This window comes from Micromonospora sp. NPDC047548 (assembly GCF_040642975.1).
Lineage (GTDB): Bacteria > Actinomycetota > Actinomycetes > Mycobacteriales > Micromonosporaceae > Micromonospora.
Genome location: NZ_JBEYTI010000017.1, coordinates 106,278 through 131,597 on the forward strand (window position 1 = coordinate 106,278; position 25,320 = coordinate 131,597).

Genomic DNA, 25,320 nt, shown 5'->3' on the forward strand with positions numbered 1-25,320 from the left:
GGGACGGGAGGCGCGGCGTGAGCAGCCTGCTGGTCGACGACATCGGGGAGCTGGTCACCAACTCCGCCGGCGCGGGCGAGGGCGGCCCGCTCGGCATCCGCCGCGGGGTGGCGCTGCTGGTCGAGGAGGGCCGGGTGGCCTGGATCGGCCCGTCCCGGGACGCCCCGGCCGCCGACCGGCGGATCGACGCCGGCGGTGCCGCGGTGCTGCCCGGCTTCGTGGACAGCCACGCCCACCTGGTCTTCGCCGGTGACCGGGCCGCCGAGTTCGCCGCCCGGATGGCCGGGCAGCCGTACACCGGCGGGGGCATCCGCACCACGGTCGGCGCGACCCGCGCGGCCTCCGACGACGAGCTGCGGGCCACCGTGCGCCGGCTGCGCGGGGAGGCGACGCGGCAGGGCACCACCACCATGGAGATCAAGAGCGGGTACGGCCTCACCGTCGCCGACGAGGCCCGCTCGCTGCGGATCGCCGCCGAGGTCAGCGAGGAGACCACCTTCCTCGGCGCGCACGTCGTCCCCGCCGAGTACGCCGACCGGCCCGACGACTACGTGGGGCTGGTCTGCGGGCCGATGCTCGCCGCCGCCGCCCCGTACGCGCGCTGGGTGGACGTCTTCTGCGAGCGGGGTGCCTTCGACGCCGACCACACCCGGGCGATTCTCACCTGCGGAAAGGCGGCCGGGCTGGGCATGCGGGTGCACGCCAACCAGCTCGGCCCCGGGCCGGGGGTGCGGCTCGGGGTGGAGCTGGGCGCGGCCAGCGTCGACCACTGCACCCACCTGACCGACGCCGACGTCGACGCGCTGGCCGGCTCGCCGACCGTCGCCACCCTGCTGCCGGGGGCGGAGTTCTCCACCCGCTCGCCGTACCCGGACGCCCGCCGGTTGCTCGACGCGGGCGTGACCGTCGCGCTCGCCACCGACTGCAACCCCGGCTCGTCGTACACCTCGTCGATGCCGTTCTGCGTCGCGCTCGCCGTACGCGAGATGCGGATGACCCCGGCGGAGGCCGTCTGGGCGGCGACCGCCGGGGGTGCGCGGGCGCTGCGCCGCGACGACATCGGGGTGCTCGCCCCGGGCGCCCGGGCCGACCTCGTCGTCCTGGACGCCCCGTCCCACCTGCACCTGGCCTACCGGCCGGGGGTGCCACTGATCCGCCAGGTTCTGCACAACGGAGTGCCGCAATGACCGTGACCATCCAGCCCACCGGGATCACCCCCGCCGACGTGCTCGCCGTGGCCCGCGGCACCGCCAAGGTCGTCCTCGATCCGGCCGCCGTGGACGCGATGACCGCCAGCCGGTCCATCGTGGACGGGATCGAGGCCGCCGGCCGCCCCGTCTACGGCGTCTCCACCGGCTTCGGCGCACTGGCGAACACCTTCGTCGCGCCCGAGCGCCGCGCCGAGCTGCAACACGCGCTGATCCGCTCGCACGCCGCCGGTATCGGCGCGCCCATGCCCCGCGAGGTGGTCCGGGCGATGATGCTGCTGCGGGTCCGCTCGCTGGCGCTCGGCCGCTCCGGGGTACGCCCGCTGGTCGCCGAGGCCCTGGTGGACCTGCTCAACCACGAGATCACCCCGTGGGTGCCGGAACACGGCTCGCTCGGCGCCTCCGGCGACCTGGCGCCGCTGGCGCACTGCGCGCTGGTGCTGCTCGGCGAGGGCTGGGTGCTCGGCCCGGCCGGCGAGCGGCTGGACGCCGCCGAGGCGCTGCGCCGGGCGGGGCTGACGCCGATCGAGCTGGCCGCCAAGGAGGGGCTGGCGCTGATCAACGGCACCGACGGCATGCTGGGCATGCTGCTGCTGGCGATCCACGACGCCCGGCACCTGTTCACCATGGCCGACGTGACCGCCGCGCTGGCCATCGAGGCGATGCTCGGCTCGGAGCGGCCGTTCCTGCCCGAGCTGCACGCCATCCGGCCGCACCCCGGCCAGGCCGCGTCGGCGGCGAACATCCACCGGCTGCTCCAGGACTCCCGGGTGATGGACTCACACCGCGACGACCTGGCACACGCGGTGCAGGACGCGTACTCGATGCGCTGCGCCCCGCAGGTGGCCGGCGCCGCGCGGGACACGCTGGACTTCGTCGCGACGGTGGCCGAGCGGGAACTGCTGTCGGTGGTGGACAACCCGGTGGTGCTGCCCGACGGACGGGTCGAGTCCACCGGCAACTTCCACGGCGCGCCGCTCGGTTTCGCCGCCGACTACCTGGCCATCGCCGCCGCCGAGGTGGGCGCGATCGCCGAGCGCCGGGTCGACCGGCTGCTCGACGTGGCCCGCAACCGGGAGCTGCCGGCCTTCCTCTCCCCCGACGCCGGGGTCAACTCCGGCCTGATGATCGCCCAGTACACGGCCGCCGGGATCGTCGCGGAGAACCGCCGGCTCGCCGCCCCCGCCTCGGTGGACTCGCTGCCCACCAGCGGGATGCAGGAGGACCACGTCTCGATGGGCTGGGCGGCGGCCAAGAAGCTGCGCACGGTGCTGGACAACCTGACCAGCCTGCTCGCCGTGGAGCTGCTGGCCGGTGTGCGCGGGCTCCAGCTCCGCGCGCCGCTGGACCCGTCCCCGGCCGGGCGGGCCGCCGTCGAGGCGCTGGGCCCGATCGCCGGCGAGCCCGGGCCGGACGTCTTCCTCGCCCCGGTGATGGAGGCCGCCCGGGCGGTGCTGGCCGGGCCGGAGCTGCGGGCCGCGATCGAGCGGGAGGTCGGCCCGCTCGGCTAGGGCGTGTCTCCCGGCGGCGCTGGCCGCCCTGCTGGCCACGGTGACGACGTAACCGGGCGCCCGCCGCCGGGGCGGGCCCGGGCGGCACGCCGCCGGGGCGGGCCGGGTCAGCCGGCGGGCGGCAGCACCTTGGCGACCAGCTTGGCCAGCTCGCGCAGCGCCTTGCCGCGGTGGCTGACCGCGTCCTTCTCCTCCGGCGTCAGCTCGGCGCTGGTCCGGTCCTGGCCGTCGCCGAGGAAGATCGGGTCGTACCCGAAACCGCCCTCGCCGCGCGGGGCGCGCAGCAACCGGCCGGCCTGGCGGCCGTCGACCAGGTGCTCCTTGCCGCCCGGCAGCACCAGGGCGACGGTGCAGACGAAGGAGGCGGCGCGGTGCTCGTCGGGCAGGTCGGCGATCTGGTCCAGCACCAGCTGGAGGTTGGCCCGGTCGTCGCCGTGCGCGCCGGCCCAACGGGCGCTGAACACACCCGGCATGCCGTTGAGGGCGTCGACCGTCAGCCCGGAGTCGTCGGCGATGGTGGGCAGGCCCGTCCGCCGGCAGCCCTCCCGGGCCTTGATCAGCGCGTTCTCGCCGAAGGTCAGGCCGGTCTCCGGCAGCTCCGGGTATTCCTCGACGTCGTCCAGCCCGATCAGGGCGATCCGGTGCGCGCCGAGCGCGCCGTCGAGGATCCGCTGGAGCTCGATCAGCTTCTTGCGGTTACGGGTGGCGAGCAGGACCTTGTTCATGCTGAGTCACCTTCGTTCGCGACTGCGGGCCTCGCAAGCTCACTCCTCGCGCTCACGATGCCAGTGCCTTCCGCTGTGCCTCGGCCAGTTCCACGCAGCCCAACATTCCCAGGTCGAGCAGCGCGTCGAGCTGCTCCCGGGAGAAGACGCCGGCCTCGCCGGTCCCCTGCACCTCGACGAACTCGCCCTCGCCGGTGCAGACCACGTTCATGTCCACCTCGGCGGCCACGTCCTCGGAGTAGTCGAGGTCGAGCCGGGGCTCGCCGGCGATGATGCCGACGCTGACCGCCGCCACCGACCGGTGCATCACCTTCTCCGGCCTGCCGGCCAGCGCCTTGCGCCCGGCCAGCCAGGTCACCGCGTCGTGCAGCGCCACGTACGCGCCGGTGATCGCCGCCGTGCGGGTGCCGCCGTCGGCCTGGAGCACGTCGCAGTCGAGCACGATCGAGTTCTCGCCCAGTGCCTTGAGGTCGATCGACGCCCGCAGGCTCCGGCCGATCAGCCGGGAGATCTCGTGGGTACGACCACCGACGCGCCCCTTGACGCTCTCCCGGTCCGAGCGGGTGTTGGTGGCCCGGGGCAGCATCGCGTACTCGGCGGTCACCCAGCCCAGCCCGGAGCCCTTGCGCCAGCGGGGCACCCCCTCGGTGACGCTGGCGGTGCAGAGCACCCGCGTGCCGCCGAACTCGACGAGCACGGAGCCCTCCGGATGGGTGCTCCAGCCGCGGGTCAGGGTCACCGGTCGAAGTTGGTCGGGCAGCCGCCCGTCAGGTCGCGCCATGCCTGCACCCTATGCGGTCGGTTGATCCAACCGCCCCGGGGTGCCCTCAGCCGGTGGTGCCCCGCGCCGCCGGCGACGCAGCGGGCGGGTCGGGCTCCGCGCCGTGCGCCCGCAGGAAGCCGGCCACCGCGGCGGGCCAGCCGAACTCCTCGGCCCGGGCGCGGGCGGCGACCCGCCGGGCGGCCGCCGGCCGGTCGAGCAGCCGGAGCACCGCGTCGGCCAGCGCGGAGGGTGTGCCGTACGCGGCGACACCGGCCCCGCCGACCACCTCGGGCAGCGCGCTGGCGGCGTTCACCACCACCGGCGTGCCCGAGGCCAGCGCCTCCAGACCGGCCAGCCCGAACGTCTCCACCGGGCCCGGCGCGAGCACGACGTCGGCGGTGGCGAGCAGGGCGGCGACGGCCGACCGGTCGGGCAGGAACCCGGTGAAGTGCACCGGCAGCCGGGCCGCTCGCCGGGCCAGCACGCCGCGCAGCGGTCCATCGCCGGCCATCACCAGCACCGCCGGCACGCCGGCCCGGCGCAGCGCGGCGAGCGTGTCGATCGCCAGCCCCGGCCGCTTCTCGGTGGAGAGCCGCGCGCAGTGCACCAGCAGCACCTCGGTGTCGTCGGCGTAGCGCTCGCGCAGGGCGCGGTCGGCCCGGTCCGGGTGGAACGTGGCGAGGTCCACGCCGAGCGGCACCAGGTCGACGGTGGGCGCGTCGATCCGCCCGAACTCCTCCGCCGCCCACCGGGTGGTGCACACGACCCGGTCGTACTCCGCGACGGTCCGCCGGTTGAGCCGGTCCGCGACGCGCCTGGCAGCGGACCCGGTCATCCCCCACTGGCCGAGCAGGCCGGTCAGGCACTCGTGGGACACCATCACCGACGGCACTCCGTGGGCCCGCGCCCAGGTGCCGGTCCAGCGCAGGGTGCTCCGGTCGGACACCTCCAGGCGGTCCGGCGCCAGCCGGGTGAGCAGCCGCCGCACCGCCGCCCGGTCGGTCAGCACCCGGTAACCGCCGCTGCCGGGCAGCGTCGGCCCGGGCAGGGTGACCACCGACCCCCAGGGGTGCCGGGTCACGCCCGCCCGGTCGCCGGGAATCACCAGCGCCGGCTCGTGCCCGGCGTCCCGGTAGCCCTCGCCGAGGTGGCGAAGTGCGGTACGCAACCCGCCGGACCGACCGGAGACGAAGTTCGCCAGCCGTACGATCCGCAGCACCCGCCCGGCCATCACGCCGCCGACAGCCCGGCGGCGGGTACGCCGGCCAGGACCGCTCGGTAGTGCCCGATCAGCTCGTCGCCCACGAGTCCCCAACTGTGCCGGCTGACCGCGGCCCGCCCCGCGGCCCCGTACGCCGTCCGCCGGCTCACGTCGGCGACCAGCCCGGCCACCGCGTCGGCCAGGGCGACCGGATCGGCGGGCGGCACCAGCAGCCCGGTGACCCCGGGCTCGACCAGGTCGACGGGTCCCCCGCTGGCCGGCGCGACCACCGGCACGCCGCTGGCCGACGCCTCCTGCACGGTCTGGCCGAACGTCTCGTGCGGTCCGGTGTGGACAAAGACGTCCAGGCTGGCGTAGAGACGGGCCAGGTCGTCGCCGTGCTGTACGCCGAGGAAGCGCACCCGGGGCAGGGCGCGTTCCAACTGCTGTCGGGCCGGGCCGTCACCGGCCACCACGACCCGCACCCCGGGCAGCCGGGAGGTCGCCTCCAGCAGGTCCACCCGCTTCTCCGGCGCGAGGCGCCCCACATAGCCCACCAGGACCTCGCCGTCCGGCGCCAGCGCCCGACGCAGGGCGGTACAGCGCTTCTCGGGGGTGAACCGCACGGCGTCGACCCCCCGGCGCCAGAGCCAGATCCGCTGCACGCCGTGGGCGATCAGGTCGGCGGCGGCCCGGGTGGACGGGGCCAGGGTGCGGTGCGCCGAGTTGTGGATCTCCCGCAGTCGGTGCCAGGCGGCCGCCTCACCCCAGCCCACCCGGTAGGCGCGGGCGTACGACGCCACGTCCGTCTGGTACACCGCGACGGTGGGCAGTCCGTGTCGCTGGGCCAGCGTCGCGGCGCGCGCGCCGAGCACGAACGGGCTGGCGAGGTGCACCACGTCGGGTGCGTGGGAGAGCAGTGCCCCGCTCAGCCGGGTGCCCGGCACACCGAGCCGGAAGCCCTGGTAGCGCGGGAGCGGCACGCTCGGGACCCGCACCACCTGGTACGCGTGCCGCCCGTCGGGGCCGCGCCGGGCGCCGGGTGGGGCGGGGGCGATGACCAGCGGCTGATGGCCCCGGGCCACGAGGTGTTCCGCCGTCCGGACGACCGAGTGCGCGACACCGTTGACGTCCGGCGGGAACGACTCGGTCACGATGGCGATCCGCATGGCCTCACCGTGCAGGCGTCAGCGGTGCGTCAGCCGACGGGCCGCTGACGCGGGGGCGAACAGTTCGGCACGAATCCGCTCGCTCAGATGTCGTACGTGGCGCCGGCGCGGACCACTTCCAGCGGCCCGTCGTACGCGCCGGCGGCGGCCTCGACGGTGCGCGACTCGCTGCCCCAGGCGACCACGAGATGGGTCAGCAGCAGCCGGCCGACCCCCGCCTTGGTCGCCGCCTCGCCGGCCTCCCGGCCGGTGAGGTGCAGGTCCGGCGGGTTCTCCACGCCGTCGAGGTAGCTCGCCTCGCAGAGGAAGACGTCGGCGTCCTGGGCCAGCCGCAGCAGCGCCTCGCAGGGCGCGGTGTCCGAGGAGTAGCAGAGCACCCGCCCGCCGTGCTCCAGGCGCACCCCGTACGTCTCGACCGGGTGGTTCATCCGGTCGACGGTGACGGTGAACGGGCCGATCGGGAAGGTGCCGGGTTGCAGGCCGTAGAACTGGTACACGTCCTCGACCGTGCTGTCCTCCTGGTCGTAGACCGCGGCCAGCCGGTCCGGCGCGCCGGACGGGGCGTACACCGGCAGGGGCGGGTACGGCCCGTCGGGGGCGTACCGGCGGACCACCACGTACGAGGCGGCATCGAGGATGTGGTCGCAGTGCAGGTGGGTCAGGAGAATGGCGTCCGGGGAGTGCAGCCCCGCGTAGCGCTGGAGGGTGGACAGCGACCCGGAGCCGAAGTCGACCAGGAGGCGGAAGCCGTCCGCCTCGACGAGGTAGGCGGAGCAGGGGGACTCGGGGCCGGGAAAGCTGCCCGCGCAGCCGAGGACGGTCAGTCTCATCCAGTCGCCCTGCCATTGCTCAACGTAGTCGACACGCCGGTGCCAGCCCCGCCGATGATCTTTACCGACGCGTACGCCACGCTGCGCAGCCTACGCGCAGCGACAGCGGGGCAAGAATCATCCAATGGATGTTGTCATCAACGTGACACCGGCGGGCCGGCCTGCGTGGACCGGCCGGCCCGTGGCCGGCCGTCACGCCCAGAGCTGACCATCGAGGGCGTCCTCGGCGTCGGCGAGGGTGCCACCGTAGGCGCCGGTGGACAGGTACTTCCAGCCGCCGTCACAGACCACGAAGGCGACGTCGGCCCGGCGACCGTCCCGCACCGCCTCGTGCGCCACCGCCAGGGCGGCGTGCAGGATCGCCCCGGTGGAGAAGCCGGCGAAGATGCCCTCGACCTCCACCAACTGCCGGGTGCGCAGCACCGCGTCCCGGGTGCCCACGGAGAAGCGCCGGGACAACACGGTGGCGTCGTAGAGCTCCGGGACGTACCCCTCGTCGATGTTGCGCAGGCCGTAGACGAGCTCGCCGTAGCGCGGTTCGGCCGCGACCACCTGGATTCCGTCGACCTTCTCCCGCAGGTAGCGGCCGGTGCCCATCAGGGTGCCGGTGGTGCCCAGACCCGCCACGAAGTGGGTGATCGTGGGCAGGTCGTGCAGCAGCTCCGGCCCGGTCGTCTCGTAGTGCGCCCGGGCGTTGGCCTCGTTGCCGTACTGGAAGAGCATCACCCAGTCGGGGTGCTCCGCCGAGATCTGCTTGGCGGTGGCGACGGCCTGGTTCGAGCCGCCGGCGGCCGGCGAGAAGATGATCTCCGCACCGTACATCCGGAGCAGCTGGACCCGCTCGGTGGAGACGTTCTCCGGCATCACGCAGACCAACCGGTAGCCGCGGAGCTTGGCCACCATGGCCAGCGCGATGCCGGTGTTGCCGCTGGTCGGTTCGAGGATGGTGTCGCCCGGCCGGAGCCGGCCGGCCGCCTCGGCCGCGCGGACCATGAACAGGGCCGCCCGGTCCTTGATGCTGCCGGTCGGGTTCCGGTCCTCCAGCTTCGCCCAGAGCCGCACCGGCGGTGCCCCCTCGGGCACCGTCGGCGAGAGCCGGGGCAGCCCCACCAGGGGGGTGCCGCCGCAGGCGTCGAGCAGGCTGTCGTGCCGCGCCATGACGACCGCCGTCAGCGGGCGTCGACGGCCGACCGCGCTCCGCGCGGGGCGACGGCCGCGGCGGCGGCACGGTGCTGCGAGATCGCGGCAGCCGCCGCACGGTGCTGCGAGATCGCGGCTGCCGCCGCACGGTGCTGCGAGATCGCGGCTGCCGCCGCACGGTGCTGCGAGATCGCGGCTGCCGCCGCGAAGCCGAACGCGCCACCGGCGACGGCCGGCAGGATGGTCACGCTGTCACCGTCGTTGAGCTTGGCGTCCAGCGCGCCGAGGAAGCGGACGTCCTCGTCGTTGACGTAGACGTTGACGAAGCGGTGCAGCGCCCCGGCGTCGGTGACCAGCCGGGCCCTCAGGCCGGCGTGCCGGGAGTCCAGGTCGGTGAGCAGGTCGCCCAGGGTGTCCCCGGCGCCCTCGACGACCTTCGCGCCGCCGGTGTAGCTGCGCAGGATGGTGGGGATGCGAACCTCGATGGCCATGGTGTCGTGCTCCTTGATCGGGTGTGCCTCGGTGACGGACGGAAAGTGGACGGCGCTGAAGGTCAGCGGCCGGAACACTCGTAGTCGACCGTCGCCGGGCTCTGCCCGAACATGTAGGACTGGACCGCGTGCGGGTCCACCGCGGCGTCCACGATCCGCACCGGCTCCTCGGTCACCACACCGTCGACGATCCGGAAGGAGCGGATCTCCTCGGTGTCGGACTCGCGGGTGGAGACCAGCAGGTAGTGGGCCCCGGGCTCGCCGGCGAAGGAGACGTCCGTACGGGACGGGTACGCCTCCGTCGCGGTGTGCGAGTGGTAGATGACGACCGGCTCCTCGTCGCGGTCGTCCATCTCCCGCCACAACCGCAGCTGCTCCATCGAGTCGAACTCGTAGAACGTCATCGAACGGGCGGCATTGTCCATCGGAATGTGCCGGGTGGGGGTGTCGCTGCCGGCGGGGCCGGCGACCACGCCGCACGCCTCGTCCGGGTGGTCCCGGCGCGCGTGGGCGACGATCGCCTCGACGATCGACCGGTCGATGCTCAACACGTGGCCCAGCCTAGCGCCCACCCGCCGCCGGCGGCGAGGCGGCGACCGTCACACTCAGTCGATCAGGGCATTGAGCAGGGACTCTTGCAGATATCCCAGGTAGGCGTAGACCGACAGTTGGAACACCCGCGAGGAGGTCGGGTCCTCGGCGACCGCGTCGTCGAGCTCCTCGCCCAGGTCGGTGCCGTCCTTGACCTCCAGCCGGACACCCATGGCGAGCCGGGCGTCGTTGAGCGCCCGCAGCCACGCCTCGGCGGCCTCGGCGTCCAGCCGCACCTCGCCGCCGGCGGAGTCCGGCAGCGCGGCCAGGATCGCGCCGGCCTGGTCGATCTTGGCGGTCTTGAGGTCGCCCTCGGTGTACCGGCGGAACTCCGCGGTGTTGGCCGGGTCGTCCGGGTACGCGTCGGGGAACAGCCGCCCGACCACCGGGTCGGAGTGGTCGAACCCGTCGGTGAGCAGCCCCACCACCTCGGAGGCGACCTTGCGCAGGACGCGCACCTCGTCGACGGCGAAGGTGGCGACGTATCGGCCGCCCTGGCGGCGGAACATGCTCACGAGCGGTCCACCGTCGCCCAGAGCCCGTACGCGTGCAGCTGCGACGCGTCGTGCTCCATCCGCTCCCGGGCGCCGCTGGACACCACGGCCCGACCCTTGTGGTGCACGTCCAGCATCAGCCTCTCGGCCTTCTCCCGGCTGTACCCGAAGAGCTTCTGGAAGACCCAGGTCACGTACGTCATGAGGTTGACCGGGTCGTCCCAGACGATCGTCACCCAAGGCCGGTCCGAGACCGGCACCTCGTCGGTGTCCGGCGTCTCGACCGGTGCAACCTGTGGAGCGGCCATGCCCCCCATCGTGCCATCGGATTCGGCGAACCGATGAACCGGAACGCCGGGGCGGCCCGGATCACCCTCCCGGGCCACGGGGACCGGGCGGGGCGACGGCGCGACGACGCCGCGCTCAGGCGAGCAGGATGCCGTGGTCGAGGGCATCGGAGAGCACCGCGCCGAGGGAGAGACGGACCGCCTCGAAGCGCCGGGACACCTCGCGGGACAGCTCCAGCTCCACCTCACGCAGGGCGCGCTGGGCCCAGGACCGGGCGGCATTCGGGTCGTTGTTGCCCGGGGTGCGCCAGTGCTGCCAGCACCCGCCGGAGAGCGCCACCGCGAACGGCGGCAGCACCTCGGCACGGTCCGCCCCGGGATGGCCGGCCAGCGCCTCGATCGCGCCGGCGCCGGCCAGCTCGCCCACCCCGGCGGTGCTGGTGACCAGGAACACCCGTTCGAGGTCCTGACCCTGCGGCTGGTCGGCCAGGCCCCACCGGACGGCCGCGGCGATCCGCTGCCGGACTCCCTCGGCCAGCGGCGCGCCGAGGACCCGCGCGGCGGCGTCGTCGATGACCGCGCGTACGGCCTGGTCGCACTGGGTGGTGGCGAGCAGGGACAGCGCCGCCATCTCCTGGTCGAGCAGTTGTGGCAGGCCCGCGCAGCCCACCCCGAAGACGATCTCCTGGACCGCCCGCAGGTGGACGTTGGCCAGCTCCAGCGCGAGGTGCTGGCGGATGCTGCGGGCACAGCCGGTGGTCTGCCGCTCCAGCCGCTCCGACCAGTCCCCCGCGTCCGCGTCGGGCACGGCGGCCACCCGTCCGTGGGCACCGGGCAGCACGGGCGGTTGCCGGCTGCCCCGGCGCAGCACCTCGTCGGCGGCCCAGCCGACCAGGGCCCGGCGCAGGCCGGGATGCTCCGCCCGGTGGACCGGAAACCAGCGGGCGGCGGCGAGGGCCGGCACGGCGGCGAGCAGGGCCGCCCGGTGCGCCTCGACGCTGACCTCCGCCGGATCCAGCAGGGCCCCGGCCCCGGACGACACGTCGCGAGGCGACGGGACGGGTGCCTCCGTGTCGTCCGTCCCGGTCTCCCCCCCGGCCGGCGTCCAGCCGCCCGCGCCGGGGGTGACCACGAAGAAGACCTCGACCCGGGCCCGGGCCACCTCGGCCAGCAGGTGCAGCTCGGCGGCGGTGAAGGCCTGGTCGGCGCCGATGACGTAGAGCAGCGCGCCACCGCGGCCCACCGCGTCCAGGAGCACCCGGCCGCCGGCCACCCCGAGGGTGTGGGCGTCCGGTGTGTCGAGCACCGCGAAGTGACGCAGCAGCGGCTCGGGCAGGCTCAGCTCGACCCGGCGCGGCGGGCGGGCCAGCGCGGGACCGGCCGCCGTCTGGTCGGCGCCGTAGGAGTGGGGCTGCCGGTAGCCCGGCACGTACGCGGCACGGGTGGCGACCCGGGCGTGCCGGACCAGCAGGCAGCTGCCCGCCGGCACGTCGAGCATGCCGGAGGCGACGCCCAGCAGGGCGGCGAGCACCTTACGGCGGGCCGCGGCGGCCGGGCCGGCGGCGACCACGGCGAGCGGCTCGTCGGGGCCGGGCTCGGTGACCCCCAGGCGGGCGGACAGCGGACCGCAGCGGGACAGCTCGACCGCGCCGCCGGGACCACCGGACACGTCGTCGGGCGCGTCGACCCCGGGGAGCGGACCGGGTGTCATCGGCGGCCTCCCGTTGCGGGCGGGCGGCGGTGATCCGCCCGCGTGGACGTCCGGTGCGGTGGCACCCGGCTTCCGGAAGGGTACGGGCCGGTACCGACCCTCACCGAACACCGCGGATACTCACCGACAACCACGAGATTACTCAACTTCGCAGCGTGACTGCGTGCACGGACCCGGATTTCCGTCGATATGCTGCACCGATGAGTCGGTGGACCTTCGTCGGCCGAACAGCTGAACTTGACCGTCTGCATTCGGCCGTGGACGGCGCCGAGGCGGGGCTCTTCGTCAGCGGCCGGGCCGGCATCGGCAAGAGCCGGCTGCTGCGCGAGGGGGTGGAGTCGCTCCCCGCCGACCGTTACGCGATCTGGTACGTGGCGGCCAGCACCGCCACCGGCGCCCTGCCGTTCGGCGGGCTGGCCCAGGTGCTCCCCGCCGAGCAGCCGCCGGGCCTCTCCCCCGCCGGCGTGCTGCGCTGGGGCGTCGAGGTGTTGCAGGAGCAGGCCGCCGGCCGGCGGATCGTGCTCGCCATCGACGACGCCCATCTACTCGACCCGCCGTCGGCCGCGCTGGTCCACCTGCTCGCCCGCCAGGAGAACACCACCATCCTGGGGACGCTGCGCAACGGCGAGCAGGTGCCGCTGCCGATCCGGGCGCTCTGGACCGACGATCTGGTCGAGCATCTCGAGCTCGCCCCGCTCGGCCCGGCCGAGACGGCCGACCTGCTCGCGGCCATCCTGGACGGTCCGGTCGACGCCGGCTCGACCGACCGGCTGTTCCGGCTCTCCGCCGGCAACCCGCTGCTCCTGCGCGAGCTGGTGCTGGCCGCCGCCGGCGGCGGCGAGCTGGACCGCCGGTACGGGGTCTGGCGCTGGACCGGCCGGCTGGAGCTGGCCCCCAGCCTCACCGACCTGATCGACACCCGGATCGGGCGGCTGGAGCCGGGCGTCCGGGCCGTGGTGGAGCTGATCGCCTTCGGCGAACCCCTCGGCCTGACCCTGTTGAACCGGGCCGCCGACCCGGCCGACGTGGAGCTGGCCGAGGAGCGCGGCCTGATCACCATGGTCCACAACGACCGGCGGCTCGACGTCCGGCTGGCCCACCCGCTCTACGGCGAGATGATGCGGCGACGCTGCCCGGTCAGCCGTACCCGACGGTTGCAGGCGCGCCTGGCGGACCTGCTGGAACTGGTCGGCGCGCGGCGGCGCGGCGACCTGCTCCGGGTCGCGGCGTGGCGGCTGGACTCGGGCACCGCCCAGGACGCCACGCTGCTGCTCGGCGCGGCTGCCCAGGCGTTCGCCCGGTACGACGTACCCCTGGCGACCCGGCTGGCCCGCGCGGCGCTCGACGCCGGCGGCGGCTTCGACGCCACGGAACTGCTCGCCACCATCCTGATGTTCGCCGACCGGCCCGACGAGGCGATCCGGGTGCTCGACGCGGTGGCCGGCGAGATCGACGGCGACCGGCGGCGCAGCCGCTGGCTGACCGTGCGCGGCATGGTGAGCTACTGGGGGCTCAGCCGGCCGTCCACCGTGGAGGAGATCGCCCAGGCGGGCGCGCAGCTGACCGACCCCGGCGACCAGGCGCGGGTGCGCGCCTTCGAGGCGATCATGCGGCTGCACGGCCTGGACGGCGCGGAGGCGCTCCGGCTCGCCCGGTCGGTGCTGGACCGCCCGGCCGCCGGCGTGGCGGCCCGGGAGCTGGCCCGCTGCACCATCGCCCATCTGGACGCGGCGCGGGGGCAGTTCCGGCGCAGCGCGACGGCGATCGCCCGGGTGGCGGCGGAGGCGCCGCACTGGCGCAGCGACATGCCCTACCTCCAGCTGGCGATGGAACTGGCCCGGGGCACCCGGCTGGCCCTCGCCGGCGACCTGGCCGGCATCGACGCGATCGTCGCCGACGAGTTCGCCGACCTGGCCGGCGCCGGCGACTTCCGGCTCGGCACCGGCTACCTGGCGATCCTGCAGGCGTACGCGGCCCGGCTGCGCGGGCGCAGCGGCGAGGCGCTGAAGGTCAGCCTCGGCGCCTGCGCGGTGCTGACCACCAGCCGGGTCTACGCCGGGCTGGCGCAGGCCGAACGGGCCCAGGCCGCGGCGTTGCGCGGCGAGGCCGGGCACGCCGCGGCGGCGATGGCCGAGGCCGACCGGACCCACGCCCCTGGCATGGTGGTGCTCTACCCCTGGCTGGAGCAGGCCCGCGGCGCGGTGCTGGCGGCCGGCGGCGACCTGCCGGGCGCCGCCAAGCACCTGTGCGACCTGGCCGACCGGCTCCGCGCCGACGACTTCGCCGGGCACGAGGTGCTGGTTCTGCACGACCTGGTCCGGCTCGGGCGGGCGGCGGCGCCGGTCGGCCCGACCTGCACCGACGGCGGGCGGCGCACCGTCGCGCAGCGGCTGGCCGAGCTCTCCGAGCGGGTCGACGGGGTGCTGCCGCCCCTGCTCGCCCGCCACGCCCGGGCCGCTGTCGCCGGTGACTACGCCGAACTGCTGGAGGTGGCCGACGGCTTCGCCGCGCTCGACCTGCCGGTCTGGGCGGCCGAGGCGACCGCGACCGCGCTGGGCGGGCTGCGCCGGGCACGCGCCGCCTCGGCCGGCTCCGCCCACCAGCGGCTCGCCGGCCTGCTGGGTAGCTGCGACCAGATCCGCACGCCGGCGCTGGAGGCGTTGCGGCCGGCGCTGCGATCGATCACAGGCCACGAAGGCGCGTAACCGGCGTCAACTCTAGGCTGGGGCGGTGAGCACCCTTCGCCCCGCGCTGCTGACCGACCACTACGAGCTGACCATGGTCAGCGCCGCCCTGAAAGACGGCACCGCCGAACGGCGCTGCGCCTTCGAGGTGTTCACCCGGCGGCTGCCCACCGGGCGCCGCTACGGGGTGGTCGCCGGGACGGGCCGGCTGGTCGAGCTGATCCGCGACTTCCGCTTCGACGCCGACGAGGTGGACTTCCTGCGCCGCACCGGGGTGGTCGACGACCGGGTCGCCGAGTGGCTGGCCGGCTACCGCTTCACCGGTGACGTCGACGGGTACGCCGAGGGTGAGCTCTTCTTCCCCGGCTCGCCGATCCTCACCGTCTCCGGCGGTTTTGCCGAGTGCGTGGTGCTGGAGACGCTGGTGCTGTCGGTGCTCAACCATGACAGCGCGGTCGCCGCCGCCGCCGCCCGGATGGTCACCGCGGCCCGTGGCCGCACCCTGATCGAGATGGGCGCCCGGCGGGCCCACGAGGAGGCGGCGGTGGCCGCGGCGCGAGCGGCGTACCTGGCCGGGTTCCGGTTCACCTCCAACCTCGCCGCCGGCCAGCGCTACGGCATCCCCACCGCCGGCACTGCCGCGCACGCGTTCACCCTGCTGCACGACGACGAGAAGGCGGCGTTCGCCTCGCAGGTCGCCACGCTGGGCAAGGACACCACGCTGCTGGTCGACACGTACGACATCAGCCAGGGCATCCGCAACGCGATCGAGGTGGCCGGCCCGGAGCTGCGGGCCGTCCGGATCGACTCCGGCGACCTGGCGGTGATCGCCCACCAGTCCCGCGAACTGCTCGACTCGCTCGGTGCCACCGAGACGAAGATCATCGTCTCGGGCGACCTCGACGAGTACGCCATCGCCGCCCTCGCCGCCGAGCCGGTGGACATGTACGGCGCCGGCACCGCCGTGGTCACCGGCTCCGGCGCGCCCACCGCCGGGCTCGTCTACAAGCTGGTCGAGGTGGCGGGACGGCAGGTGGTCAAGCGCTCCGAGCAGAAGGCCACCATCGGCGGCCGGAAGGTCGCGGTACGCCGGCACAAGCCCACCGGCACCGCCACCGAGGAGGTCATCGTGCCGCAGGGCGTGCCGGACCGGCAGCCGAACGACCGCCTGCTCCAGCGCTCCTTCATCATCGAGGGCGAGCCGGTCGCGCTGCCCTCGCTGGACGAGTCCCGGGAGCACCTGCGACAGTGCCTGATCTCCATCCCGTGGGAAGGGCTCAAGCTCTCCGGGGGCGACCCGGCCATTCCGGTGACCGTCGTACCCGCGACCTGAGGAAGGGACGCTCCGATGGCCAACGCCTTGATCATCGTGGACGTGCAGAACGACTTCTGCGAGGGTGGCTCCCTCGCCGTGGCCGGCGGGGCGGGCGTGGCGGCCGGCATCTCCCGGCTGCTCGCCGCCGAGACCGACCGGTGGGACCACGTGGTGGCGACGAAGGACTACCACATCGACCCGGGGGCGCACTTCGGCGATCCGCCGGACTACGTCGAGTGCTGGCCACGGCACTGCGTGGCCGGCACCGCCGGCTCCGAGTTCCACCCCGACCTGGAGACCGACCGGGTCGAGGCGGTCTTCCACAAGGGCGAGTACTGTGCCGCGTACTCAGGGTTCGAGGGGCACGCGGAGGACGGCGAGTGCCTGGCCGACTGGCTGCGCCGGCACGACGTCGACCGGGTGGACGTGGTCGGCATCGCCACCGACCACTGCGTCCGGGCCACCGCACTGGACGCCGCCCGCGAGGGCTTCGACACCACAGTGCTGCTCGACCTGACCGCCGCCGTCGCGCCGGACACCCTCGACGTGGCGCTGCGGGCGATGGACGGCGCCGGGGTCACCATGCTCGGTACGCCTGTGATCAGGGCCGCTTGAGCCGGTAATCGCTTGCCGATGTCGTACCCCCGATCGAGGATGACCGCCGGAGGTACGGACCATCGTGAACTTGACGCCTTACCGGCAGACGCTGGCCCTGCCCGGGCTCCGGCCGTTGCTGCTGGTGTCCGTGCTGGCCCGCATCCCGCTCACCGCGACCGGGGTGACACTCACCTTCTTCGTGGTGCTCGACCTGGGCGCCAGCTACGGCGCGGCCGGCCTGGTCGGCGCCGCGATGACCGTCGGAGCGGCGCTCGGCTCGCCGCTGCTCGGCCGCCTGGTCGACCGGCGCGGCCTGCGCCCGGTGGTCGCCCTGACCACCGTCGCCGAGGCGGTGTTCTGGGCGAGCGCGCCGGCGCTCTCGCTCCCGGTGCTGCTGCCGGCCGCCTTCCTCGCCGGGCTGCTCGCCCTGCCGATCTTCTCGATGGTCCGCCAGTCCATCGCCGCGCTGGCCCCGGAGGACCGGCGGCGTCCCGCGTACGCGCTGGACTCGATGTCCGTCGAGCTGTCGTTCATGGTCGGGCCCGCGCTCGCCGTAGCGCTGGCCACCACCATCTCGGCACGCACCACGCTCTGGGCGGTCGGCGCCGGCGTCATCGCCTCGGGCGTCGCGTTCTGGCTGCTCAACCCGCCCACCCGCAGCGCCGGTGAGCCGGCCGGGCCGCAGCCCCGGACGCCCCGGCGGGAGTGGCTCACCCCCCGGATGCTGGCCGTGCTCGCGGTCAGCGCCGCAGCCACCCTGGTGCTCGGCGGCACCGACATCGCGGTGGTCGCCGTGCTGCGGGCCAGTGGCGAGGTCGGCTGGACCGGCGCCGTGCTCACCATGTGGGCGGTCGCGTCGCTGGTCGGTGGCTTCGCGTACGGGGCGGTCCGCCGCTCCTTCTCCCCGCTGGCGCTGGCCGCCGCGCTGAGCCTCTGCACCATCCCGGTCGGGCTGGGCGGCGGCCACTGGTGGCTGCTCTGCCTGGCGCTCGTCCCCGCTGGCGCGCTCTGCGCCCCGACCATCGCGGCCAGCTCCGACGCGGTGAGCCGGCTCGCCCCGGCCTCCGTCCGCGGCGAGGCGATGGGCCTGCACGGCTCGGCGGTCACCGTCGGCATCGCGGTGGGGGCCCCGCTGGCCGGTGCGGTGATCGACGCCTGGACGCCGCTCTGGGGCTTCGCGGTGACCGGCGCGATCGGCGTGCTGGTGGCCGCCGTCGTGGGCCTCGCCGAGCTGCGGTGGCGCCGGGTCACGGCCGACGGCGCCCGCAGCCTCGCGGCGGCAACCATAACTGGTTGAGTCCGCCACCACCTCGACCGGTCGGGCCGTTGCCAGAACCAAACGGATCTTGGAGCGGGTGTGCGAGCGGGGTAGCGTCGTGATCTTGGTGAGCTCGGTCACTCATCGGTCAGACCGGGCTCAGCAACCGAACAGGAGAACGCATGCCCTCATACAGCGGCTACCCCGCTACACCCGCAACCGACTCGTCGCGCTCTACGGTGAGCCGGCGGCGCATGCTGACGGTCGCCCTCGGTGGCGCGGCCACCGTTGCCCTTCCCGCCCCCGCCTGGGCGGCAACCGACCAGCGGCCCGGCGCACACCGGCCGCCGACCCTCACCCCCGACGACCGCAAGGTGATCGCTCAGGCCTCGGCCGAGCGGGCGCTGTCGCATCTGCGCGTCCTCAGCGAGGACATCGGACCGCGCATCGGCGGGACGGCCTCCGAGCGTCGCGCCGCCGACTACATCGCCCGGACGCTGGACCACCTGGGGTACGACACGCAACTGGAGCCGTTCGCCGTGGCGGACAAGTTCCTCGCCCAGCTCGGCTCGCCGGCCGGACTCCCCACCGACCTGTGCTGGCAGGCCGGCGCCTCTCCGCACGCCGCGCTGGACACCACCGCCAGTGGCGACGTGGTGGACGTGGGCGCGGGCGCACCCGAGAACTACCCGGCGGACGTCACCGGTTGCATCGTGCTGATCGACTACGTGTCGTCGCGGCGCGAGCAGCTGGTGGCCACCGCCCAGGCCCGGGGGGCCGCCGGCGTGGTGTTCCTCCCGGCCGACCTCGTAGAGCCCCGGCGGGCCGCGACGTTCTCGCCGACCCTGCCCGGCTCGGCCAACTCGCCGGTGCCGATCCCGGTTGTCGGGGTGGCCCAGGCGCAGAAGCACCGGCTGCGTGCCCTGCTCGCCAGCGGTCGGCTCACGCTCACCATCGCCACCTCCGCGCACCGCAACCTGACCTCGCACAACGTCATCGGCGAGCGGGTGGGGCGGTCCGGTGCCGATGGACCGGTGGTCATGGTCAGCGCCCACTACGACACGGTCATCGGCGCTCCCGGCGCCAACGACGACGGCTCCGGCACCGTGCTCTGTCTCGAGCTGGCCCGCGTGCTGCGCGCGATCCCGGTCAACGCCACTCTCCGGTTCGCCCTGTGGGGCTCGGAGGAGCAGGGGCTGCTCGGCTCCCGCCACCACGTCGCGCAACTCCCGCAGGCGGAGCGGGACCGGTTCCTCGCGGTCTACCAGAACGACATGGTCGCCACCAGCTGGGACCCGGCGACGCGCTACTGGCTGCTCTCGTTCACCGGGCAGTCCAACCGGGCCACGGACGAGGTGGCGGCCGCCGCCGTTCGCCTCGGCTACGACCCGCGGATCTCGGCGGTGACGCAGCGCGGATCCAGCGATCACCAGTCCTTCCAGCAGGTCGGCATCGCCAGTGCCAACTTCTCCTGGCGTGGCGAGGAGACGCCGGCACTGTTGGAGCCGCCGTACCACACCCCGGAGGACACGATCGCCAAGAACATCAGCCTGGAGCGGCTCCAGGTGTCGCTCGAGCTGATCGGCTGCGCCGCGTACGCGACGGCCCGCTGACGGGTCCCGCCCATGGGCGGGAGGACAAAGGCGACGGGCGCCGTCCCCGATGGGGACGGCGCCCGTCGTACGTGCAGCCGAGCGCGGTCAGCGCTGGTCGAGGTTGCCCGCGGTGTCCTCCTGGTAGCTGGCGCCACCGTTGGACGCGCTGGTCAGCGGCCTGGCACCACCCTCCGGCGGACCGGCGAGGGTCTGGCCGGCGGCCAGCTCCGGGAACTTGTGGTCGAAGGCCGGCCGCTCGGAGCGGATCCGCGGAATTCGGTCGAAGTTGCGCAGGGGCGGCGGGGAGCTGGTGGTCCACTCCAGCGAGTTGCCGTAGCCCCACGGGTCCTCGACCTCGACCACCGGGCCAGACTTGTACGACTTCCAGCAGTTCCAGATGAACGGCAGCGTCGAGATACCGGTGATGAACGCGCCGATCGTGGAGAACATGTTCAGCGTGGTGAAGCCGTCGCTGGGCAGGTAGTCGGCATACCGACGCGGCATGCCCTCGTTGCCCAGCCAGTGCTGCACCAGGAACGTGGTGTGGAAGCCGATCATCGTCAGCCAGAAGTGGATCTTCCCAAGCCGCTCGTCGAGCATCCGGCCGAACATCTTCGGGAACCAGAAGTAGATGCCAGCGAAGACGGCGAACACGATCGTGCCGAAGAGCACGTAGTGGAAGTGCGCCACCACGAAGTACGAGTCGTGCAGGTGGAAGTCGAGCGGCGGGCTGGCCAGCAGCACACCGGTGAGACCACCGAAGAGGAAGGTCACCAGGAAGCCGACCGCGAAGAGCATCGGCGTCTCGAAGGTGATCTGGCCCCGCCACATGGTGCCGAGCCAGTTGAAGAACTTCATACCGGTGGGCACGGCGATCAGGTAGCTCAGGAAGCTGAAGAACGGCAGCAGGACCTGGCCGGTGCCGAACATGTGGTGCGCCCAGACGCTCATCGACAGCGCGGAGATGGCGATGGTCGCGGCGACCAGACCCTTGTAGCCGAAGATCGGCTTCCGGGAGAAGACCGGGATGATCTCGCTGATGATGCCGAAGAACGGCAGCGCGATGATGTACACCTCGGGGTGCCCGAAGAACCAGAACAGGTGCTGCCAGAGCATCGGCCCGCCGGTGGCCGGGTCGTACACGTGGGCGCCGATCAGCCGGTCGGCGGCGAGCGCCAGGAGCGCGGCGGCCAGCAGCGGGAAGACCAGGATCACCAGCAGGCTGGTGACCAGCATGTTCCAGGTGAAGATCGGCATCCGGAACATGGTCATGCCCGGGGCCCGCAGGGTCAGGATCGTGGTGATCAGGTTGACCGAGCCGAGGATGCTGCCCAGACCGGAGATGACCAGGCCCAGCACCCACAGGTTCCCGCCGACGCCCGGCGAGTGCGCCGTGTTGCTCAGCGGGGTGTAGGCGGTCCAGCCGAAGTCGGCGGCGCCGCCCGGGGTGACGAAGCCGGCCGTCGCCATGAGGCCACCGAAGAGGTAGAGCCAGTAGGCGAAGGCGTTGAGCCGGGGGAAGGAAACGTCAGGGGCGCCGATCTGCAGCGGCACGATGTAGTTCGCGAAGGCGAACACGACCGGCGTCGCGAAGAACAGCAGCATGATCGTGCCGTGCATCGTGAACAGCTGGTTGTACTGCTCGGGCGACAGAAACTGCAGGCCCGGCCGCGCCAGCTCGGCACGCATGATCAGGGCCATCAGGCCGCCGACCATGAAGAACACGAACGCGGTGACCATGTACATGATCCCGATCTGCTTCGCGTCCGTGGTGCGCAGCAGCCGCGCGATGGCCGACCCCTTGACCGGCTCTCGGACCGGCCATGGCCGGGTCACGACCGGCTTGGGTGCGACGGTGGTCACGAATGGCCTCCGGTTCTCGGTTGTCCCGCTCGGCACGCGCTTCTATCTGCGAGCCGTCATCCGGAAGGAGGATAGTCCCCGGCAGCTGGCTGCGCCGCTCGGGGTGGTGGGGCAGGATGGACGACCGCTCTACAGCGGGTCGACGAGCAGCCGGTAGTGCTCCCGGAAGATCCGCCCGCCGCGCCCGCGCAGCAGCGGGTCGCGCAGCGCCGGCGGCACGTCCCGGGTCCGGTTGCGGTCCCGGGTCCGGTCCCGCACCCATCGGGTACGCGGGCGGCGGCGACTCTCGTACGCCACCAGCGCCGCCTCGACGCTGCCGGCCGCGGTCAGCGACTCGGCGAGCACCACCGCGTCCTCCAGCGCCATCGCCGCGCCCTGGCTCAGGGTCGGCGCGGTGGCGTGCGCGGCGTCGCCGACCAGCAGCACCGGACCCCGGTGCCAGCGACCCAGCTCGACCTCGTCGGTGAGCCCCACCTGGACGTCGCGCAGCGCGTCCAGCACCGCGGGCACCGGCCCGCCGTACTCCCCGAAGAGCTCGCGCAGCCGGGCGGCCGGATCCGCCGGGGCGACCGTGCCGGCCTCGTCGGCGTAGCAGTACAGCCTGCCGGCGCCGATCGGCACCACCAGGAAGCCGGCGCGCTGCCCGAGCAGGGCCGTCCAGTCGGCGACCTCCGGGCCGTCCCGCACCACCGCGCGGTAGACCACCTGGCCGGCGGGGCGGGGCGGCCCGCCGAGCGCGGCCAGGGAGCGCACCGCCGACCGGGGCCCGTCAGCGCCGATGAGCAGGTCGTACTCGCCGCCGGTGCCGTCGGTGAAGGTGACCCCGACGCCGGCCGGCAGCAACTCCACCGCGCTGACCTCGGCACCGTGCCGGACCGCGCCGCCGGCGCCACTGAGCAGCACCTGGTAGAGGTCCCGCCGGGGCAGCGCCCGGCACTCGCCGACCCCCGACCAGAGCGCGTCGAGATCCACCTCACAGAGCGGCTCCCCCGCCGCGTCCAGGAAGCGCTGCCGGTGGATCACCTGGCCAAGCCGGCGGACCGGGCCGTCCAGGTCCAGGCGGCGCAGCGCCCGGTCGGCGTTGCCGGGCAGGTAGAGGCCGGTGTCGACCAGCCCGTTCGGGGGGAGCTTCTCGGTGACGTCCGGCCGGAAACCCGCCATCCGCAGCGCCCGGGCGACGGCCAGACCGGCGATGCCCGCGCCGACGACGAGGATGCGCAGGGGGGAGCCACCCATGGTGGTGTACGCCTCCGGAGGGGTTCGGCACGCGTTGGAGGCAAGACACTACTCCGTGCGATCGGCGCACGGTAGGGCCTGATCGGCCCCGGCCGTCCGCTCCTCGGCCGCACGCCGCCGTTCGCGTAAGTGATTCATGTCCCCACCCGGCCGACCCACCATCGTCCGGCACGCCGGCACTCCCCGCTCCCAGGATGACCTGCGACTTCACTCCTCTGCGGTCCGCCCCGCCAAACGTTGTTCGGAAGCCAGCTGGCCGCCGGATCGCTGGTCGCCGTCGCGCTCGGCGGCACCGCCTCCGCCGACACGCAGATCTGCGAGTAGTACGGCTCCACCGTGATCGGCAACAGGTACGTGGTGCAGAACAACCGCTGGGGCACCAGCGCCCAGCAGTGCATCAACGTCACCAGCACCGGCTTCAGCATCACCAGCCAGCAGGGCTCGGCGCCGACCAACGGCGCGCCGGTGTCGTATCCGTCGATCTTCGTCGGGTGCCACTACACCAACTGCCCCCCCGGCACGAACCTGCCGATCCAGGTAAAGCAGATCAGCAGCGCGCCGAGCAGCATCTCCTACAACTACGTCAGCGGCGCGATCTACGACGCCGCGTACGACCTCTGGCTCGACCCGTCACCGAAGAGGGACGGCGTCAACCAGATGGAGATCATGATCTGGTTCAACCGCCAGGGTCCGATCCAGCCGATCGGCTCGCCGGTCGGCAACACCACCCTCGCCGGCCGCAGCTGGGAGGTCTGGCGCGGCAGCAACGGTGCGAACAACGTCATCTCGTACGTCGCCCCGTCGCCCATCCAGAGCATGAGCTTCGACGTCCTGGACTTCATCACCGACACCCGCAACCGGGGCGCCATCACCAACGACTGGTACCTGACCAACATCCAGGCCGGCTTCGAGCCCTGGCAGGGCGGCGCCGGCCTCGCGGTGAACTCCTTCTCCCAGAGCGTCAACACCGGCGGCTCCACCACCCCGCCCACGACGACGCCGCCGACCACCCCGCCGTCGTCTCCGCCGCCGACCACCACCCCGCCCCCGTCGGGCGCGGCCTACGCGGTGAAGTACACGCCGAACGTCTGGAACAACGGCTTCACGGCCGACGTGGTGATCACCAACCGGGGTTCCCGCACTATCAACGGGTGGAACCTGACCTACAACTGCCGTCGGGGCAGCAGGTCACCAACGCCTGGAACGCCACGGTGACGCAGAGCGGGTCCGCGGTGAGCGCGAAGAACGTCACCTTCAACGGGACCCTGTCTCCTGGCGGTACGGCGAGCTTCGGGTACCAGGGGACGCTGAGCGGGGCGTACTCGTCGCCAACGAGTTTCTTGCTCAACGGGGTCGCCTGCTCAAAGGGCTGACGCTCGCTGAGAACGGCAAAGGTGTGACCCGTCGAGTCACACCCCTTTGCGTTGTCCGACCGCCCCTCGCTCACATGGCCATGGCGACAGAGCAGGTCCGCACGCTCCGGAAAGGCCGTCGGCTGCATGTGGGGGTGCCAGCGGACCTCCCCGGCCATCAGATGCTGAGTGATGTGCCTCCCTTCGCGGACCAGCTCACCCCGCCGAAACGTGGCCTACTTCTCCACACCGACAAAGGGCGGAGGGGACGTGACAGCAGTCGCGCCCCCTCCGTATATCACTTTGAACGCCAGCCTCGCCGCCGGTGGCCATCCACGGCCCCGGCGTTGTTCGGGAGTGTCCGGTTTGATCATGGTTTGTTAGATGCATACGGGAGTTCGGTGGCTGACTCACCGCCCGGCCCCTCGATCGCGGCAACCGCGTCCGACTCAGGTGTCCACGGACGAGCCGCGTAGAGGGTCGCGTCGTCTGGCAGCTCGGCCAGGCGCTCAATCAGCCGCAGGAGCGAACTATGCACACCTTCAGTATGGAAGGGCGCGCTCAACGGGCCGTGATGCCCAAAACGCCTGCGGCCGGCGGCAAAGTCGGGTGCCGCTCGTGCCCCCTCCTGACTGCTGGGCGCCACGGCTACTGGCCCGTGGATGGCCCGGCCCGACCGTCGAGGTGAAACGCGGACCGGGGCCACCCCCGTGGAAGCGGCCCCGGGACCGGCAATTCAGTTGAGTCGGTCAGTCCAGGCAGTGTCGAGGATTACCTGGTATGCGCTGATCCGTACCGGTGAGAGGGTTAGCCGCTCGTGGGCGAGCAGTTCCCCGGTGTTGGGGTCGAAGATCAAAAGGGACTGCGCGTTGTTGTCGCGGTCGTCGAAGGTGATGGCTACACCCTTCCGGCCGGCCCGATCGGTGACCTGTCCCCGCCAGAGGAACCCCGGCACGTCGGCAAGGACTCGCAAGATCTCAGCTCGCGTCTGACGCGGAACGACATACCGCCCGTACACCGTGCTGACTTCCTTGCTGACGGCGGCGGCGCCGAACCTGACCTTGAGCAGGTCGTTCAGCTGTGCTCGACCCGACGGCAGCGGCGCGAGGTCCCTCGGTGGCAGCGGAATGCTGGCAGGCGCGGGGGTGGCGGAGGCGGCAGCCTTGGGCTTGAGGTTGCGCTGCCAGTAGTCCCGGGACTCCTGTGTTGCCTGGCGTTCTTGGTGAGGATGTAGCCGTCATCGGTGGTGCGGATGTAGGGGCATGAAGATGCCCCGCCGGCGGGTTGCCGGGCGGGGCG

The 25,320-nt window shown here is 73.4% G+C and carries 20 protein-coding genes and 2 pseudogenes; 8 read left to right on the plus strand and 14 right to left on the minus strand.

Annotated elements, in window-relative coordinates:
- Positions 1–17: 17 nt before the first annotated feature.
- Together hutI and hutH are read left to right on the plus strand one after the other, a co-directional pair.
- Positions 18–1,187 carry an imidazolonepropionase gene (hutI, locus tag ABZ807_RS19240; protein WP_357159372.1) on the plus strand — a complete coding sequence of 390 codons (1,170 nt, stop codon included), beginning with the start codon at positions 18–20 and terminating at the stop codon, positions 1,185–1,187.
- Positions 1,184–2,719 carry a histidine ammonia-lyase gene (gene hutH / locus ABZ807_RS19245; RefSeq protein WP_357159375.1) on the plus strand — a complete coding sequence of 512 codons (1,536 nt, stop codon included), beginning with the start codon at positions 1,184–1,186 and terminating at the stop codon, positions 2,717–2,719. The genes hutI and hutH overlap by 4 nt, the downstream gene beginning before the upstream one ends.
- A gap of 107 nt (positions 2,720–2,826) precedes the next feature.
- Here hutH and rdgB read toward each other — a convergent pair whose 3' ends face one another.
- The 11 genes and pseudogenes from rdgB to ABZ807_RS19300 all read right to left on the minus strand — a co-directional run bounded on the left by rdgB (position 2,827) and on the right by ABZ807_RS19300 (position 12,121).
- Entirely contained in the window at positions 2,827–3,444 is a 618-nt protein-coding gene (gene rdgB, locus ABZ807_RS19250; protein ID WP_357159378.1) for an RdgB/HAM1 family non-canonical purine NTP pyrophosphatase, read from the minus strand.
- A 52-nt stretch (positions 3,445–3,496) separates the two neighbouring features.
- Entirely contained in the window at positions 3,497–4,225 is a 729-nt protein-coding gene (gene rph / locus ABZ807_RS19255; protein ID WP_357159381.1) for a ribonuclease PH, read from the minus strand.
- A gap of 46 nt (positions 4,226–4,271) precedes the next feature.
- Complete coding sequence (locus ABZ807_RS19260; protein ID WP_357159446.1) at positions 4,272–5,423, minus strand: glycosyltransferase; 1,152 nt, start codon at positions 5,421–5,423, stop codon at positions 4,272–4,274.
- A gap of 14 nt (positions 5,424–5,437) precedes the next feature.
- Positions 5,438–6,577: a glycosyltransferase family 1 protein gene (locus ABZ807_RS19265; protein ID WP_357159384.1), complete on the minus strand. Its 1,140-nt coding sequence runs from the start codon at positions 6,575–6,577 to the stop codon at positions 5,438–5,440.
- 83 nt (positions 6,578–6,660) lie between these two features.
- Entirely contained in the window at positions 6,661–7,407 is a 747-nt protein-coding gene (locus ABZ807_RS19270; RefSeq protein ID WP_357159388.1) for an MBL fold metallo-hydrolase, read from the minus strand.
- Positions 7,408–7,599: 192 nt separating this feature from the next.
- Complete coding sequence (locus tag ABZ807_RS19275; protein WP_357159391.1) at positions 7,600–8,565, minus strand: pyridoxal-phosphate dependent enzyme; 966 nt, start codon at positions 8,563–8,565, stop codon at positions 7,600–7,602.
- Between the two features lie 173 nt (positions 8,566–8,738).
- Positions 8,739–9,038: pseudogene (locus ABZ807_RS19280) on the minus strand (MoaD family protein); the annotation flags it as partial.
- A 62-nt stretch (positions 9,039–9,100) separates the two neighbouring features.
- The gene (locus ABZ807_RS19285; RefSeq protein ID WP_357159395.1) at positions 9,101–9,589 is read right to left on the minus strand and encodes a M67 family metallopeptidase; all 489 of its coding nucleotides are present in this window, start codon (positions 9,587–9,589) and stop codon (positions 9,101–9,103) included.
- Between the two features lie 54 nt (positions 9,590–9,643).
- Positions 9,644–10,138: a DUF2017 domain-containing protein gene (locus ABZ807_RS19290; RefSeq protein ID WP_357159449.1), complete on the minus strand. Its 495-nt coding sequence runs from the start codon at positions 10,136–10,138 to the stop codon at positions 9,644–9,646.
- Between the two features lie 2 nt (positions 10,139–10,140).
- On the minus strand, positions 10,141–10,431 hold the full coding sequence (clpS, locus tag ABZ807_RS19295) for an ATP-dependent Clp protease adapter ClpS (RefSeq protein ID WP_357159398.1): 291 nt from the start codon (positions 10,429–10,431) through the stop codon (positions 10,141–10,143).
- A 115-nt stretch (positions 10,432–10,546) separates the two neighbouring features.
- On the minus strand, positions 10,547–12,121 hold the full coding sequence (locus tag ABZ807_RS19300) for a hypothetical protein (RefSeq protein ID WP_357159401.1): 1,575 nt from the start codon (positions 12,119–12,121) through the stop codon (positions 10,547–10,549).
- A gap of 200 nt (positions 12,122–12,321) precedes the next feature.
- On the opposite strand from ABZ807_RS19300, the gene ABZ807_RS19305 reads away from it, so the two are divergent.
- From ABZ807_RS19305 to ABZ807_RS19325, 5 genes are all read left to right on the plus strand, one after another.
- Complete coding sequence (locus ABZ807_RS19305) at positions 12,322–14,826, plus strand: AAA family ATPase (protein ID WP_357159404.1); 2,505 nt, start codon at positions 12,322–12,324, stop codon at positions 14,824–14,826.
- Positions 14,827–14,851: 25 nt separating this feature from the next.
- A complete protein-coding gene (locus ABZ807_RS19310; protein WP_357159407.1) occupies positions 14,852–16,138 on the plus strand; it encodes a nicotinate phosphoribosyltransferase in 1,287 nt (428 codons plus the stop codon).
- A 15-nt stretch (positions 16,139–16,153) separates the two neighbouring features.
- A complete protein-coding gene (locus ABZ807_RS19315; RefSeq protein ID WP_357159410.1) occupies positions 16,154–16,735 on the plus strand; it encodes an isochorismatase family protein in 582 nt (193 codons plus the stop codon).
- 64 nt (positions 16,736–16,799) lie between these two features.
- Entirely contained in the window at positions 16,800–18,014 is a 1,215-nt protein-coding gene (locus tag ABZ807_RS19320) for an MFS transporter (RefSeq protein WP_357159413.1), read from the plus strand.
- Positions 18,015–18,229: 215 nt separating this feature from the next.
- Positions 18,230–19,588 carry a M28 family metallopeptidase gene (locus ABZ807_RS19325; RefSeq protein ID WP_357159416.1) on the plus strand — a complete coding sequence of 453 codons (1,359 nt, stop codon included), beginning with the start codon at positions 18,230–18,232 and terminating at the stop codon, positions 19,586–19,588.
- Between the two features lie 87 nt (positions 19,589–19,675).
- Here the strand turns inward: ABZ807_RS19325 and ctaD are convergent, their stop codons facing one another.
- Entirely contained in the window at positions 19,676–21,433 is a 1,758-nt protein-coding gene (ctaD, locus tag ABZ807_RS19330; RefSeq protein ID WP_357159419.1) for a cytochrome c oxidase subunit I, read from the minus strand.
- A 129-nt stretch (positions 21,434–21,562) separates the two neighbouring features.
- Positions 21,563–22,669 carry an FAD-dependent monooxygenase gene (locus tag ABZ807_RS19335; RefSeq protein ID WP_357159422.1) on the minus strand — a complete coding sequence of 369 codons (1,107 nt, stop codon included), beginning with the start codon at positions 22,667–22,669 and terminating at the stop codon, positions 21,563–21,565.
- Positions 22,670–22,921: 252 nt separating this feature from the next.
- Between ABZ807_RS19335 and ABZ807_RS19340 the strand changes: the two are divergent.
- Positions 22,922–24,042, plus strand: a pseudogene (locus ABZ807_RS19340) (cellulose binding domain-containing protein).
- Positions 24,043–24,757: 715 nt separating this feature from the next.
- Here ABZ807_RS19340 and ABZ807_RS19345 read toward each other — a convergent pair.
- Positions 24,758–24,994, minus strand: a complete 237-nt coding sequence (locus tag ABZ807_RS19345) for a hypothetical protein (RefSeq protein ID WP_357159425.1) — start codon at positions 24,992–24,994, stop codon at positions 24,758–24,760.
- Between the last annotated feature and the right edge of the window lie 326 nt (positions 24,995–25,320).